Consider the following 16,288-nt stretch of genomic DNA (forward strand, 5'->3'; position numbering starts at 1 on the left):
CCGGATAACATCCAGTGCTTTCACATCCACGTCGGAGCGCCATCTGATGAACAAACTTATCCTGACGTTTTCGGTGGCTACCTGCGCGGTGGCCCGCCGTACAGCGGTTGTCTTTGCCACCGGCGCGGTGGCGGCGTGCATGATCTCTCTGGCTCCTTCATCCGCGCTGGCTCAGCAACTTAAGATCGGTTACGTGGACTTCGAGCGTGTGATGCTCCTGTCGCTCCCCGCCAGGGCTATGGAGGACAAGCTGGCTGCCGAAATCCTCCCTCGACAGAGGCAACTTGATGAGTTGGGAGCTCACCTCAAGGCCGTGGCCGACCAACTGGATAAGGAAGGACCCACGCTGTCCGAACACGATATCGGTCGCAGGCGGCGCGAACTGATCGATCAGGAACGCGACCTCATGCGAAAGCTCCGTGAGTTCAATGAAGAGGTAGCTCAGCGCCGCAACGAGCAGAAGTCCGAGCTATGGGAGCTGACACACCGTGCGATCCGCCAGATCTTCAAGCAGGAAAAGTACGACCTGATACTGCAGGATGCCGTTATGGCTGCGCCAACGGTGGACATCACTAACGAGGTGATGAAAGCGCTCGCGACTGCTGCCCCTGCGGCGCAGTGATAGGTGCTCACGACGAACGCCACTTATTTTGGGCGAGCTTCGCAAACTTGACGATTGATGACAGGCTCTTTTATCAGCGGACTGGTGCCGACAGCTCGATGAAAGGCTGCTTGGGGCCCAAAGCTGACTTTGCGTCAGCTAGCCTTGGGGGCCGCTTCCAAACGGCGAAAAGGGGGCCAGATTCAAAGCCGAAGTGCTTTCGCTCCCTGCCAGGGTGATCTCGGTCCATTGCCATGCGTCGCATGCTTCGCAGGGGCTTTCCCGCACCTCATGCGCCGGCAATGAACCCGTCAAGCGCGTGGGCAGGGGCAGGGAGGGCGAGTTTCAAAAAGCGGGCAGCCCCACCAGCGCGATCTCTGCCGCGCCCACCGCGTCAAGGTGCCCTTCCATCGGATACTCCGTTGCGCCGGGGGGCGCCACCGGGGTACGGTAGGCCTGGCCCCCGATCTGCAGAAGTTCGATGCTGCGCAGCGTGTCCACGTCGCCGCTGGCGGTATCGCGCACCAGCACCTCCTGCTGGCCAGTGGCGTTGGTCTGCAGGGTGAAGCGGTACTGCTGGAGTGTGCCGATAAACACGGCCATGTCCGTGCCCTCGCCCCCGTCCAGCATGTCGCTGCCCCCGCCACCGATCAGCACGTCGTTGCCCGTGCCTGCAATCAACGTGTCGTTGCCGCTCTCGGCGCTCCAGCCAGCCTCGGACAGCACAGCGTTCTGGACCAGGCTGAGCTGGGCACCGGAGGCGGTCTGTGTGGTGATGGATGCCATGACCTGGGGCAGGTGCACCAGAAAGTCCAGCGCCTGGGCCCACGTCCCTCCCTGCCCGAGGAAGTCAACGGCAATCTTCAGGTTCTGGGCGGTGGCCTGCGGCCCACCCAGTGTCTGGGTGATCAGTGCCTGGGCCTTGTCGGCGGTGCTGGCATTTGCAGGCAGGGTGCCCTCAAACCAGTTCCATGCACCTTGCAGCAGATCGGACCGACTCCAAGCGGTGCCGGTCAGGGCGTTCATCGCCTCCAGCGTCGGGAGCTGACCGGTGAGCGCCTTGAACAGCAGGCTGGTGGTCTCCAGCTTGCCGTAGTCGTGGCCTAGCAGCGCCAGGCGCGGGTCGATGACCGCAGCGCCCTGCAAATTAACCGACAAGGATGCCTGCGGCAGTTCGCTGAGCAGCGCCTGGCTGGCGACGTAGCCCACGTGCAGTCGGCCATCGCCCGCCAGCGCGAACTGCCAGGTGCCCGCATCGCTGGGGCCGCCGATCAGCACGTCGTTGCCGGTTCCCCCTTCCAGGTGGTCATCGCCTTTGCCGCCGACGATGACATCGTTTCCGGCGTCCCCGTACAGGCGGTCGTTGCCGCCCTGGCTGCCGACCACGTCATCGCCGCCGCCTCCGTGGAGGACATCGTCGTCCGCTCCCAGCACGATCCATTGGCTGGAGCCATCGCCGCTGGCAACGTTCTGGCCCTGGCCACCCACCACGCGCACCGCGCCGACGACGGCAATGAAGTCGATGTTGTCCACCTGCACCAGGGAGCCGGCCGGCAGCGCTCGGGCGTCCAGGATGACGGCCTGCTTGCCGTCTGCGGCCAGGGTGCTGCCGCTGATGACGAGGGGAACCTTGGGGTCGAAGCCTGCGCCCGTCGTGACCTTGATGGTCTGTACGGTCAGGGGCTCGCTGGGGTCCATGCTGGCGTAGAAGACCTGCCCGTTGTTGGTCAGCTCGGTGTTGCCCGCTGCCAGACGTTCGATGCGCAGGCCCAGCTCGGCCAGGGCTGCGGTGCCGGTGACGGCGATGGGCAGTCCCTCGGCCTGCAAGCCCACCCCCACGGGCACGCCCACCTGCACGATGGGGTGGCCATCGGGCCCCTTGACCAGGGGGATATCGGCCAGCGCCGGGTTTGGTGTGGCTACGCTGTCGGGCCGGGAGGACGGCACCACGGGGATGGTGATGACGACGCTGCCGCCATCGCCAGGTGCGCTGGTCACGGGCACCCCATCGACCAGGTTCGACGCGGGCGGCTCGGGGGGCTCTGGCGCGACGGGGGCGACGCTGACCAGCCGCGCGCCCGCCGCGCTGGCCTTGCTGCCATCGTTCACCACGAAGGAAATGGTGCGCACATCCTGCAAGGGGTCGGCGGACGTGTTGCTGTAGGTGACCGCGCGCAGTGCCGCCTGCCACTGCGCCAGCGTGGCGATGGCACCGCCCGACGCGAGGGTGAGCGTGCCCGTGGCGCTGTCGTAGCTGGCGGCAATGTTGCCGAAGGTGGCCGCATTGCTGTTGACGAACTGCAGGCGGTCTTCGGCCGCATGGTGGTTGTTGGTGATGCGCACCGTGGCCGCGGCCAGTGTGGCGTTGTCCAGGTCCGACACCGCCAGCCCGCCATCGATCACCACCCCGCTTTGGCCTTCGGTGTATGCCGTGGTGCCTGCCGACGTGGAAAGCACCGGGGTCTGGTCGACGGCCGTGACGGTGACTGTGCGGGTGGCCAGCGCGCTGGGCGTGACGCCATCGTTGGCCTCGAAGCTGATCGTGCGGGCAGCCGTGCCGGGCGTGACCGCGGTGTTGGTATAGGTCACCCCACGCAGGGCGCTCTGCCATTGGGCCAGGGTTGCCGTGGCGCCAGCGGAAGCCAGTTCCAGCACCCCCGTGCCCGCGTTGTACGTGCCGGTGATGTTGCCAAAGAGGCCTGCGTTGCCGTTCACGAAGGCCAGCACGTCCTGTCCCGCGCTGAAGTTGCCGGCAACCTTCACCGTCGCGGTGGCCAGTGTGGTGTGGTCCACATCGCTCAGCGTCAGGCCGCTGTCGATGGCCACCGGCGTCGACGCCGTGTTGTCGCCAGCGGCAAAGGCGGCGCTGCCGCCGCTGGTGGTGACGATCGGCGCATCGTTGACCGCCGCCACGGTGACGGTGGACGCCAGCGACACCAGGGTGGTGTCCGCGCCTGCGTTCGCGGTGCCGCCGTCATCCTGCACCTGGTGGAGGGTGACCACCCGCGTGCCGGCCGTGGGGTGCTCGCTGCCGTTGCGATACGTGATGCCATTGAGCAGCGTCTGCAGGGCCGATGCGTTGACGTAAGGGCTGCCCTTGGTGAGCGTGACCGTGGCCACGCCACCCGATACGCTCACCGACACCTGCATGCCGTTGGTGGCGGTCGACAAGGTGTTGGCGTGGGTCAGTGCGACGTTGGTGCCATCGATGCGCAGCACCTCGCTGGCCCCATCGCTCACCTGATTCACCGTAAGAACCAGCGACTTGAAGCGCTGGCCGCTTTCCACCGCACTCAGGGCGCTGACGTTGAACAGCGCCACGCCGCTGCCGTTCTCGGTGTAGGTGGGCGAGAGTGCACTGCCGGTGAGCGTGGGCGCGTCGTTCACTGCCTGCACCTGCAACGCGATGTTTGCTCCAGCGCTGGTGGCGTCCACGCCGTCATGCAACGTCACCTGCACCGTGCGGAGGTATGTCAAGGGGTCGTTGGCATCGGTGTTGTTGTATTCGACACTGCGAACCAGCGCCTGGGTCGCTTGCGCAGTGGCGTTGCTGTTCAGGCTGATTTCCAGGGGGCTGTTGAGAGAGCCGCCGCTGAAGGTGCCGATCGCCACGCCGCCATACAGCACCGTATTGCCGGAGACGCCGATCTGGCCCGCACCGGTACCCTGGTTGACTATGGCCAGCGTGTCCTGGGCCCACACGTTGTTGGTGACGATGCTGAAACTCAGCTTGCCGCCGTCGAAATTGGCATTGTCGGTATCGGTCACCACGGCATCGCTGCCAGCGTCCAAAAGCACCGGGCTGCCTTTTTCGGTGAAGGTGACCGCGTCTCCGTTGATGTTGCCGATGACGGGCGCGGCATTGATGGGGCCCGCCATGGACACTGCGATATCGTCGACAGCGATCGAAATGTCCGTCTGGCCATTCGTGCGAACGATGCGGATCTCGTCCAGCGCAGTCCATGGTCTCCCTGTAACGGACACGACACTTCCACCCGAGAGAGGTGACGCTACCTGAAAATCGATTTTTGCCCCAGCTACCTGCACACCGTTGCGGTAGCCCACAAGGGAGTAATCGGTGCCACTGCTAGCGAAATTTTCCACAGTGATGGATTGAAGGGAGAACTCCTCGCCGGTGGTGGACTTGAGCACCGCTGCCGCATTGCCAAAGGTGTTGTCGTACGGACCCGAGAACACCATCGCCTTGTCGTTGTTGTTGTCGGCCAGTGTGGTGGTGCTGGATTGGTTGGTCACCGCCATGAGGCCCTGAGCGTCGTTGTTGCCATCACGGCCCAGAATCGACAGCGTCCAGCCATTGACTTGAAAGCTCTGTCCCTGGGGTACTGTGGTTTGCTGGCCATCGTCCAGGACCACTCCATCGAAGGTTTCGTAGGTCGGTGCGGCGAGCAGCGTGCTGAAGCCAGCCAAGGCGGCAGCGTCTGGCAGCCCGGCGGCCTCGATGGCGCCCGTGCTGCGCTCCAGATTCCAGTTGCCGCCCAGGGCCGCCGCGCCCGTGTTGTCGCCCGAGGCTGCAACATCGGCAGCGGTGATGGCCGCAATGCTGTCCAACAGGGCTTGTCCCTCACTGCCTGCCCCCACCTTGCAGCCATAGAACAGCAGATCGCCCTGCTCCGTCAGCGCCTGGCCAATCACCCGCAGGTCATCGGCGTGCGCGGAAACGGTGGCGGACGTGAGCCATGCGGAGCCTGCCTGCACGGCACCGGGGCCGCCGTGCGAGAAAAGCGAGATCGACTCGAAACCTTGCCGCCCAGCCACGTAGGCTGCCATCTGGGCCAATCCGTCCTGGCTTGCATCGAGCATCACCACCTGCGTGCCTGCCGGCAGGCTTTGGGCGATAGAGCTTGCGTCCTGCACCTGGCTGTCGATGAAGACCAGGTGCGCACCGGGCGGGACTGCGGCCCCCGCATTCCCGGCTGCATCGCCACCGGCGAGCCGCGTGACACCGGCGGTGGACACCAAGGCACTGCCCTGAATTGGTTCAAACTGTGTATTTGCCAATGGAATCGACGACATAAGTCTGCTATCTCAGCGCCTGCGTGGCGCGCAAGTATGAATATTCTCGGCGGGCATTTTGGCCAGTAGCGGCGAGCGTAGCAAGCATTGAATAGTCATGGCTTGAGTGAGCGCCTTTACGCTGACGGGAACATCACGTTGGGAGCTCTAACGATGGCAAGTCTCCATGAGTGCCTTCGCGCTGTAAGCCAGCGACTGTTTCGCGCCTCGACAGGGATCAACACGCTGCAAGCTGCGAGAACGGTGGCAACCATCCCTCTGCACTCCCATGGAGCCTGCCAGTCCAGGATGCTAGGGTGGCGTGCGGGCCGAACTTGACTGGGCGTTACCGCACTCTTGTCCGGTTGTTCCAACCCAGGAAGTCCAAGGGTGCAAGACGCCCGCCACCCGGTGTACGGGCCAGGGCACTGGATCCACGGGCTGGGCAGCCATGATCCAAACGGAAGCGGCAGATGGCCCAAATCCGTTGCGCGATCAGTGGCTTGTGCGACGGCCGCCGATCCCGCAACCGACCACCATCGACGGTAGCGGGCGGCCATCCCATCTTGACCGCCAGCTTTCGATAGCCGTGAACTTCCGCTCTGGGCCGAGGCTGTGTGAAAACGTCGATAGACGACTTTTGCAGGGGTGCTTCAACCCTTGCTCGCATCGAGATCGTGCGTTGTAGGCCGATCTGAGCGGTCGACTTCTGAGTCGACTGGCAGGTCAAGGGCGCAACGCGCGTTTTCACACAGCCTCGGCCCAAAGCGGGTGTTGCACCGTGCACAGAAGCAGTCGTTCGACAATTGACCAAACCGGCATGCCAAAGCCCCGTCCGATTGACGGAAAGGTCATGCCTCATCCAGGAAGGCGAAACACAAAGCCTTGGTTTTGGATACGCTGCAGGGCATGGAGCATCTACTGGTAGCAGGCAATCTCGACGAGATTCCTGTCCGGGTCTCTGATGTAAACCGACGTCATCGGGCCTCTTGCCCCTGTTTGTTCGACCGGCCCCACTTCGATTTCAACGCCGTGCGTCGTGAGTTCTTGAACGACCTGCGCAATTGCTCCTTCGCAGATGAGGCACATGTCGCCTGTTCCTGGCGCAGGGATGTCGGCGTGGGGCAGGTACTCCGCGCGAAACGGGTGCAGATTGATCTTCTGGCTTCCGAAGTGCAGGGCGTTGAAAATGCCTTCAAACATGACATGCTCCATTCCGAGAACGCGCTTGTAGAACTCGACTGTCCTGGTAATGTCGCGCACGGTGAGGACCAGATGATCAATGCTCGCAATTCTCATGGGTGGACTCCTTCAGGCGATTGTGACCGACGGACTACTGCGCAGGCCTGATGTTTGAGATAGTCAGAGCGTCACCACATTGAGCTCGTCACCGAGCACCTCCCTGGCCAGGGGTACCAGGTGATCATGGTGAGTCAGGAAGATCACCTGCATCTTCCTCGACAGCTCACCGAGCACCTGAAGCCCGGCCGCGGTGCGCCGGTCATCGAAGTTGATGAACAGGTCATCCGCGATCAGCGGCATGTTGAGACCTTGTTCGATCTGCAGCTCCAGGGCCGCGAGGCGCAGTGCCAGATACAGCTGGTCCCGGGATCCTTCACTCATTCCCGATACTTCAACCTGGGCGCCGTTGGGGCGGATCCCGAAGAGCTTGGGTTTCTCGTCAGCGGAGTCAACGAGCAGGCGCTCGAACGAACCCAGGGTCAGGGTGTTGAAGGTTGCAGAGGCTTTGGCCAGCATCGGGCCTTGCCTCGTTTCTCGGAATTTCTCCATCGACCATTTCAGCAGGCGCGCTGCCGTGTGCAGCTTGAGGTAACGCTCGGCCGCATCCGCCATGGAAGCGACCGCCTCCTGGCGGCGTGCGTCGGCCTTCGCTGCGGCGTCTGTGCCGTCCAGAGCTTCAAAGGCCTTGCGCTGGGTTCCGTGCTGGCTGCTCAACTGGGCGATCTCTTCCACCAGTTGCGCGGACTGTGCGCCCAGTCGCTCGATCTCGGCCATCAGCTCGTCGGGAGCGACGCCTTGCGCCTCTTGGCGGAGTTGGTCCAGGCCAAGTCCATCACCGCCGTGCACCAGGTCGGACTGGGCTGCACTGACTTTGGCTTCAAAGGCTCGGCGCTGTTCGGACTGCTCGGCTGCCGCGGCGAGCGCGTTGATATCGTCAACACCTGCCGTGGCCATCAATGGCGCCAAGCGCGCGTTTTGATTTGCTTGGTGCTGCTGGACCTCGGCGAGCTCGGTCTCGACCTGGGCTTGCCTGGTCCGCAGTTCGCGTTGCGTCTTCTCGGACTGCCTGGTGTTCGTGAGACGCGCGAAGAGTTCCTGGGCGATCACGTCGGCATCCTGCTCGACCAAGTCCAGGGCGACACGCTGAGCAAGGGCCTCTGCGGACGCTTTCAGATCGGCGAGGTCCATCTGCATCGGTTCAATGCGCTCACTGCGAATACTACGGATCTGGGTCAGCAACCGTTCAACCTCCTGGATTGCTTCGAACTCCGCTTCGATCTGGCCAGCAGTCGCCGCACTCTCGTAGCCTGCGGCTTTCACGGCCGCCTGCCAGGCGGTCTCCCACTCACTCCACGCTGACTGCGCTTGCTGGACCAGGTTTTGCAGTCTGGGAACGCTGTTCTGGGCGTCGGCCACCTGCTGCTCCAGCGCGCTGCGTTGGCCTTGCGCCTGGTCGACGGCGGCCAGCAGCTTGCGTGCTCGCTGCAGGCCGTCGTGGAGGGTGGGCATCTCGGTCTCTTCCGCGGCACTGCCCAGCATCGACCAGAGGGCAGTTGCGAGTTCGACACCGGCGGTCACCACATCCTTGTGCTGCTGGTCGAGTTGGCCCAGCTCGGCACTGATTTCCAGAATCGTCCTGCGTTGGCGCAGCCACGCCGGCGCCATCTCCAGCGGCAGTTGCGGCAGTCCACTCGCCTCCGCCAGGGTTTGCCATTGGCGCGTTCGGGCCTCGATCCGGTCATTTGCCGCCTGCAGCCGCGCCTGCTGCCCTTGCAGCTCCAAGCGCACATGCTCGATGCGTTCGGCCCTGGACCGGTGGGTCGCTTCATGCTGGACACGATCAAGCCGGGTGTCAGCGAGCCCATCGGCCTTGTTCACCCATTGCTCATAGGCATGGGCCTTGGCGGTGAGCTCGCTTGGCGCGGCCTTGATCGCCCGCCATTCCTGGTCTCGTGACTGGCGGGCCTCGTCTACCTGTTCTCGGGTCACCGGTTGGAAGTCCTGGACGAACTGTTGCAGCTCCAACTCCAGCCGTTGCAACTCCTCTGCTTTCGTCGCTGCCGCGTCTTGCAGCGCCTGGGCCTCTGCGACTCCAGTGCGGCTCTCATCCAGCAGGCCCTGCACAACTGTGTCCTCGGGCACGAGCATGCCTGCGAGAGCGTCCGGCTCTGCTCGCCACTTGCCAAGGCCGACCAGAGCAGTCGCAAGGGATGCTCTCTGTGCATCCGCCTTTTGACCCAGTTGGGAGACTGCTCCGGCGTGGTCGCCAAGCTTCAGCGCCTTCTCGACGGTGCCCGCCAGCCCTGGATGTACCTCGCGCGCAACCAGCCGCTCCAGCGCTTGCTGCGCCTGCTCCATCTGCTGCTCGCGATCGGTCAGCGCGGATTGGGCGCTGCGCAGTTGCTGGTTCAATGTGCCTCGCTCTTTGAGCAGGCTCACCAGGCGGCTGCGCGTGGTCGAGGCTGGCAGGCGCTTGCGCACAGCGTCTTCGGTATCGGTCGCCCAACCCAAACCGCCAGCGAGCTCTATCACCCGAGTCCAGTGGGTCTGGATCTCTTCGGCGCGCTTGACGATGTCCGTTCTGTGGCTGCGGTACTGCAGCCTGCGTTCGTTGAGGTCGGTGATATCCGCGTCGAGAGTCAGCAGGGTCTGGTCGACGAGGATGCCCTCCAGCTGCGTGCGCAGCGCGGAGCATTCCTGCTCGAGACGCTGGCTGTCTGACTGCGCCAGGGCCATGGCCTGGGCCGCATCCCGAATGATGATGGTTGCGTTCTCGGGCAGCAGCGCAACTGCATCGGTGAGGCCGAGTGTTTCCTTCTGGGTCTGGGCGGCATCCAGCGCCTGCAGCATGGGCCGTACGCGGCGAATGCGTTCCAGTTGGTTCAACTGCTGGCGGGTGTCCCGGTCGCGCTGACGTGTGTCGGCAAGGGCCTGCTCCGTTGCGAGCAAGGCGTCGTGCTGGGTTTTCCAATCTTTGGTTTTGAGAACGGCCTGCTTCAGCTCTGCGCTCGCAGCTTCATGGCTCTGGAGTGCTTGGTAGTAGATCCGAGAACCGGCTTTCTTCGGGCCCCACAAAGCATCCGCTTCCGCTTCTAACTTCTGCAGGACGTTGGCGAGGCCTTCAATGCCAGCGGCCGACTGAAACAGCAGCCGCCCGACGTCATCCGATGCCGACAGGATGCCAGCACCGCCTTCGACGAGGGTGGAGTGGTCCAGCGCATACATGCGCTGGAAGGCGTTGAGCTGCATCCCTCCCAGCCAGGGCTGCAGCACCGCATCCGCCAGCGCCACGTCGTCGGGCGAGCGCACGGTATTCTTGTTGCCCTTGGTGCGGTCGTAGGCCAGTTGCTGGCCCTCTGCGGTGCCCGAAGCCAGTCGCTCCAGCACGCCGCCGATACGCAACTCCGACATCGGGTGGAGGAACCCTAACGACGTTCGGACGGGAATACCAAACAGCCAGTCTCCGATGGCCGAGCGGACAGTGGACTTGCCGGCTTCGTTGGGCCCTACGATGAGGTGAATGTCCCTGGGCTGCTGGGGCAGCGACACGTGGCGGTCGGTGAATTTGCCGTACCGGATCAGCTTGAGTTCGCGGATGCGCATGGAGGTGTCGAGCTGGATAGGTGGGTCAGGCAGCGGCGCTGGCGCCAGCTACCCGTGCCATGAGTACGGGGGTGGCCTGGCGGACCCGCTCGGCAATGAGCGATGACTCCGCCTGGCGAAGCTCTGCGAGTTCGAGGGATGCCTGCAGCACGTCGTGCGGAAGCTTCTCCAGCATGGCCTGCCAGTCGGCTTGGAGCGACTGCAGGAACTCCGGGTCGGCATGGGCTGAGGCTGCCAACTCCTGCAGTGCGTTGAGCGCGTCCTGGGCTTCGCCCTCCAGGCCGGCGGCCTGTGTCGCTGGCGCCGTAGTGTCGACGCGCACTTTTTCGATCCAGATGCGGTCAGGGTCCAGCGCCACGGCCTGGGCGATCATCTCCTGGCGCAGCTGTCCCTCGTCGCTGGCCAGGGCCGCGTGGGCCCCGGATTGGCCCGTGAAGCTCACGCGGACCGCCAAGGGCAGGCCAGCAGGCGAGCTGGTGAGCAGGTCGTCCAACGCCTGGCCCGCCAGCCGGACGGCGCTGCGCAGGTTTTCGCAGGCACTGACATCCACGATCAGGGCATGCCAGCGCAGCACGTCGACTTCGATCCGCTCGATCTCGGTGATCTCGCCTCCTTCGGCGCTGACCAGAAGTGCTCCGCGCGGGCCAGCCTCCTTGATATGACGACCCTGCAGGTTTCCTGGGTAGGCAATGGTGGTGTCGCCGCGCTCGATCCGCTGCTCATGCACATGGCCCAGGGCCCAGTACTGGTAGCCCTTGGCCTGGAGCTCGGCCACGGAGCATGGGGCGTACTTGGGATGCTCGGTGAGGCCCTCGAGCGCGGTGTGCAATACGCCAATGTTGAGCCATCCGGCAACGGGCATGGGGTAGCCGGGGAGCAGATTCTCCGTGGTGGCGGCCACCTTGAAGCTGCGCCCATGCAGGGCAACCTTGAGCGCCTCGATGCGAAAGGTCTCTGCCTTGCGCGATCCGAAAGCGTGGACGTTGTCTGGGAGCTCCAGGCCCTTGGTCATCTCGCTGTCGGCATCGTGGTTGCCGTAGAGCAGGTACACGGGGATGCCGGCCTGGCGCAGGCGGCCCATCTGGCGTACGAAGAAGAGGCCGGTGTTGAAGTCCTTCCAGTCGCCGTCGTAGACGTCGCCGGCGATGACCATGAAGTCCACTTTCTCGTCGATGGCCACTGCGACCAGACGCTCGAAGGCATCGCGGGTTGCGGTACGCAGGCGCTTGGCGGGGGCATCGGGATAGGACGACAGGCCGCGCAGGGGGCTGTCCAGGTGCAGGTCTGCGGTGTGGATGAATTTCACGAGCGAGTCTCTTGTTGATTGCCCACGGCCGGACTGAGCGACTGCCTCACTTGCGCGGGACGATCTGGATGGTGCCGACGCCCGAATCAGGCGGTGGAGCGATCCAGTGGACCCAGACGCCGCGCAGCCACGCACCTAGGTAGATCACGCTCACGAGGAAGATGCCCCACTGGTCGGCCTTCCAAGCGGCATAGAACCAGGCAGGCTGGCCAAGCATGCCGAAGATGCAGGCCCAGCGCCGCAGCTTCTCGCTACGGGCCTGGGACAGCCAGGCTGCGAGGGCGCCGAACAAGGCGATGGCGATCTGGTCGAGTTCCATGCAGTGATTGTGCATGACTGGATGGAATTACAGCACTGAAATTCTGAGCAATACATGCCAATCCACCGCTTGTCAAAAGGGACATGCATGGCAATGTACTCATTGCGCAATTTGGCTGGCACAGCACAATCTCAGACGGTATGAAAGCATCACGTTTAGCGTTGCAAACCCTGAATGCCGCTGCATTCTGCATAGGCCAACAGAATTGAAGGCCAGCCGTCGGGAGGAGTCATTTTGGACAAGAATTCGAGTGCAAAGTCATTGCATCTTCATTCCGTCGAGTCATTGCTCTTCGAGTTGATAGGTGGCGGTTCCGTTAGCGTGGGTTCGGATGGCGAGGTTTTCTCGCTACCTGATGCCTCCAGCCGAGCGATCATGAATTGGTATGCAAAGAACCGGCTGAAGTGGGCAAGCAACGTTCAGCAGCTCGACATCGAAGCAATCGTGGCAAGCCCAAGCCTTGCTCTACCAGAGCCCGTTGCGGTGACCGTGCCTGCAGCAGGTCCCAAATCCTCATACACACTCACCCGTCTGCAGGCACATCGCTTTGCAGGGATTCATGTTTATGGGACAAAAAAGGAAGCGCCAAAAGACTTTGACTTTGAGATTTCGCCAAGCATCACAATCCTTGAGGGGTTTAATGGAGCAGGCAAGACGTCCCTTCTGAATGCAGTTGTGTGGTGCCTAACTGGCATGCTGCTCCGCCCGCAGCGTGCCCCAGAAAGAAGTGACCAAGAGTTCAGCTTCGAGTTGCTCCATGAAGGGGACAACGAGGTCTCAAACTACAAGTCGTCTCCAGTGACGCCGCTTCCGCCAGCCTCGATGGAAAAACTAGAGCAATCATCAATCCCAATTGACACTTGGGTGGAGCTCACGCTTCGAGAGACTGGCACTGGCAAGTTGCACCAAGTACGGCGCACACAGACCAGGACACCAAGGGGGAAAATTGAGGAGACTCCTCCCAACTTCGCCTCCTTGGGGCTTGATAGCCACGCATTGAGAATCGGCACGGTAATCCCCGCCTTGCTTCCGTTTTCACAACTTGGCTCTCAATCTGAACTTGGCAAAGCAGTAGCGCAATTGACTGGACTCGCACCCTTCACCGACTTGGCCAAACACGTGAAGAAAGTGCGTGAGCGCATTGGCGGTGAGGAGACCAAGGCTCGCAGAAAGGATATTGAAAAAGTTGACGCGCAATTTTCTCGTAGTCTTGAAGACTTGAACGACATCGCTGCAAAGCATCCCGAGTTGGAGATCGCCGCTGAGTTGCCCTCTCCAACCGTAGGTTCAGCGACAGAAGCAGCCTTGAAGGAAGTTGAGGAGAGACTCCAACTCAAGAAAGCATCTGCACTTTCGGCGGCGCAAAGCATACTTGGCGCTGATTTCAATCCCGAAGCGCAAGGCCAAGCTCTGGAGCATGATGTCATTGAGGCTCGTATTTCCATAGAGGCGCTCAAGACTTCAGAGTCTGCGCGCCGCCTCTCCTCTCTACGAAAGCTCACAACAGAAGAAAAGTCCGACGCGCGAAGCCTCATCGCCGAAGCCCTGTCCCAAGCACAAGTACTTCTGGAGCTTTCTCAATCATCGGATAAAGCTGCACGCCATCGAATCTATGCTGCTATCGCGCAATGGTACTCAGATCACGGAATGACAGATCCGGACCTCGCGACCTGCATAGTGTGCGGAGGAGATCTAGTTGACGCTATCGACCCTGTGACTGGCCTGTCGGTCCAATCTCACCTCAGCGAAGCGCTGGAAAAGGACTTCAATTTTGTTTCTCAAACGCTAGAAAGATGGTCCAACTCAACGGTTGCCCATTTCTCATCGGCACTGGGTGAAACATTGGCCGCGGAGCTCAAGCGCGATTTGAGCGACAAGCCGTTCCAGTTGATTCGCCAGGCACTCGTCGACGAAACACTGAGCAGTGAGGCCTTCCAAGGTCCGTTATTTCCTTTAGTGCAAATTGCCACAGCTGCATGCGATGCCAGGCGAGACATTGTCCCCGGCCTGGAACTCACTACGGTAGAAAACCTGTCTCAAAAACTTCCTGAGATGCCCACGCTGCAGCGCTCCATCATTCGACTAGACACAGCGCTTCGCACATCTGATTGGGCACAAACCAATGGGACGTTGATCCACAACTTTACTAGGGAGGTCGTTGGGCTAGTGTCCCAAGAATCTCCCTTAGTCCCGACTTCACTCCGGGGTCGCCTGAGGGACTTGGAGAAGCTCATCGAGAGCGTCGAGCCTCTAAATACGGCTCTTCGCGCCTGCGGAAGATTGAAGGCAGACCTAGAAGAACGGCGTGCCCTGGAAGCGCGGTTGGAGGCATACAGCGTCGCAGATGCATCGCTCGCAGAGTGTTTCAAGCTGGGAGCTCTTGCTGAGAAGCAGGTTGATAGCCTTCAGAACGAGCTCCACTCCGTGACCGAAATTTGGCGAAAAACCATCTACCAAGCTGGCTATCCCAATGCCAACCACGATCTAAAAGCAACCAGCATGAAGCCTGATGGTCAGCTGGAGTTTCGCATCGGCAGCGATGGGGCATCTGCACCAGCTCAGCATGTGGCCAATGCCTCTGCACTCCGTGCAACCCTAATCGCTTTCTACTTCGCCTACTGGGACTACATGCGCAAAGAGCGAGGCGGTCTGAACCTCGTCGTGCTCGATGACCCACAGGAATTGCTTGACGGTGACAACAAGGAAAGACTCGCTGGTGGGTTGGTAAAGCTGGTAGCCCATGGAGCTCAACCTTTCCTCACAACTCACGATAAAAAGTTCGCGGGCCATGTCGTCCGGGAATGTCAGGCAGCACAAGTACTGGTCGAGCACCGTGATGTCCATCCTGCTACTTGGCAGCGGCCAACTTTAGCTACGGCGCCAAGTGTGCTGGAGGTCGCTCAAGCCAAGAAAAACGCGGTCGACTCCCATTGGACAGTCCCGGCGTTTGCGCAGGACTATGCAGCAAAATGCCGCGAGTTCATCGAAGCACGATTGGGTGACTTTTTTGACGATATCGGAAAGCCAGCCTCAGCCTCACACAATCTCAAGCCTACCCTAGGTGATTTTGCCAACGACCTGAAGAGCGCCGTCAAAGCCGGTTCGATCGACCTCTTCAAATCAAAGCATGTGGTAGCACTTTCGAAGGATCCAGCGCTGGACCCGAAGTCCACCACCTGGTCGCTACTTAACAATTCTCACCATCACCTTAAAACATCCATAACGCCCACTCAAGTCTCGACGGAGCTACAAAACCTGGACCGGCTTTGCGATCTGGTCGAGTCGGCACATCAAGACTTTAGGACCTTCTGCAGGCGCGAGCCTCATAAGCATCCGACTCCAAATCTTGAACCACTCTATCTGGAGCAGATTCCAAAGTTCAATCTTCCTATTCAACCGAGCTTGAAGGCGTTCGTGCTCGGGAGCGCTTACGGAGGCTCCCAGGAGACCGAACTGGAGACGCTGTCATCGGATTGGTTTGAGGACAAAGCGGCTTTTTTCCTCCGGACAATGAACTTTGGCTTCGCTTCTACTGTGCAGAGCGTGGCCATAGTTGAGGCCACTGCAAGCGAAGTCTCGGATCGAAGCCTTGTAATCGCCAGGCGCGAGAACGTGATTTTTGCAAGGCGTCTTCATCGGTCTAAGCACAGCAGCTATATCGGGCTTGCGACCGAAACACCTGATCCTCGATCTGGGCGTAACACGGTCACCGTCAATGCATCTGAGGTAGCTCTTCATCAGGTGAAGGGCATGCTTTTCCACGTGGATGTCAAACCTACACAGCAAGGGAACGGAGAAGCCGAGCAAGTCGACCTGGGGACACTCCTCAAGAGAGTCAAAAGTGCTTACCAAGTGAAAAAGGAAAGTGCGGTGCCACTCGCCTTGGAGGGGCAGACTGCGCTCGGTGGTGAGACCCTGGGTCTGTCAACCTTCGACCAATGGCTGGATCACTATGTGGCGTTGAAGGTTTCAGATGAGACGATGCTTTTCAAGCGAGTCGGGAAAGCACTTCCAGGCGATCTAGGACATCTCAGGCAATTCGAAACTATCGGTGGACTGGGCGTTTCCGATGTGTTTTCGGTTGGCAAACCCCATCCAGGATTCGCACAAGTCGAGTCGGCAGTTCTGATTCTTGGAGTCCGGCGGATTCAAAACTGAAGTGCAACACCTGCCACCCTGTAAGGTCCGCAGATGCACAACCCCT

Annotated in this window: 7 protein-coding genes; 2 read left to right on the top strand and 5 right to left on the bottom strand. The window is 61.4% G+C overall.

The genetic code is table 11. From position 1 onward, the window contains the following. Window positions 1-46 precede the first annotated feature (46 nt). Window positions 47-622, top strand: a complete 576-nt coding sequence (locus ASE31_RS09340) for an OmpH family outer membrane protein (RefSeq protein WP_235514373.1) — start codon at window positions 47-49, stop codon at window positions 620-622. Window positions 623-946: 324 nt separating this feature from the next. Here ASE31_RS09340 and ASE31_RS09345 read toward each other — a convergent pair whose 3' ends face one another. The 5 genes from ASE31_RS09345 to ASE31_RS09365 all read right to left on the bottom strand — a co-directional run bounded on the left by ASE31_RS09345 (window position 947) and on the right by ASE31_RS09365 (window position 12,084). Beyond that, on the bottom strand, window positions 947-5,578 hold the full coding sequence (locus ASE31_RS09345; protein WP_304439133.1) for a DUF4347 domain-containing protein: 4,632 nt from the start codon (window positions 5,576-5,578) through the stop codon (window positions 947-949). A 954-nt stretch (window positions 5,579-6,532) separates the two neighbouring features. Next, window positions 6,533-6,913 (bottom strand): VOC family protein, encoded by a 381-nt coding sequence (locus tag ASE31_RS09350; RefSeq protein ID WP_057201367.1) that lies wholly within the window; start codon window positions 6,911-6,913, stop codon window positions 6,533-6,535. A gap of 63 nt (window positions 6,914-6,976) precedes the next feature. Beyond that, a complete protein-coding gene (locus ASE31_RS09355) occupies window positions 6,977-10,459 on the bottom strand; it encodes a YhaN family protein (protein WP_057201368.1) in 3,483 nt (1,160 codons plus the stop codon). 25 nt (window positions 10,460-10,484) lie between these two features. Further along, the gene (locus tag ASE31_RS09360) at window positions 10,485-11,765 is read right to left on the bottom strand and encodes a DNA repair exonuclease (RefSeq protein ID WP_057201369.1); all 1,281 of its coding nucleotides are present in this window, start codon (window positions 11,763-11,765) and stop codon (window positions 10,485-10,487) included. A gap of 46 nt (window positions 11,766-11,811) precedes the next feature. After that, a complete protein-coding gene (locus tag ASE31_RS09365; protein WP_057201370.1) occupies window positions 11,812-12,084 on the bottom strand; it encodes a hypothetical protein in 273 nt (90 codons plus the stop codon). 234 nt (window positions 12,085-12,318) lie between these two features. On the opposite strand from ASE31_RS09365, the gene ASE31_RS30980 reads away from it, so the two are divergent. Beyond that, window positions 12,319-16,242, top strand: coding sequence for an AAA family ATPase (locus ASE31_RS30980; RefSeq protein WP_157412434.1), 3,924 nt, complete (start codon window positions 12,319-12,321; stop codon window positions 16,240-16,242). Window positions 16,243-16,288 lie beyond the last annotated feature (46 nt).

The sequence above is a fragment of the Acidovorax sp. Root217 genome (genome assembly GCF_001428645.1).
In the GTDB taxonomy this organism is placed as follows: Bacteria; Pseudomonadota; Gammaproteobacteria; order Burkholderiales; family Burkholderiaceae_C; genus Acidovorax.

What these genes read in the sequence shown, in the direction of transcription:
- ASE31_RS09340 (WP_235514373.1), top strand. Translation starts at nt 47, where the DNA reads ATGAACAAACTTATCCTGACGTTTTCGGTGGCTACCTGCGCGGTGGCC.
- ASE31_RS09350 (WP_057201367.1), bottom strand. Translation starts at nt 6,913, where the DNA reads ATGAGAATTGCGAGCATTGATCATCTGGTCCTCACCGTGCGCGACATT.
- ASE31_RS09355 (WP_057201368.1), bottom strand. Translation starts at nt 10,459, where the DNA reads ATGCGCATCCGCGAACTCAAGCTGATCCGGTACGGCAAATTCACCGAC.
- ASE31_RS09365 (WP_057201370.1), bottom strand. Translation starts at nt 12,084, where the DNA reads ATGGAACTCGACCAGATCGCCATCGCCTTGTTCGGCGCCCTCGCAGCC.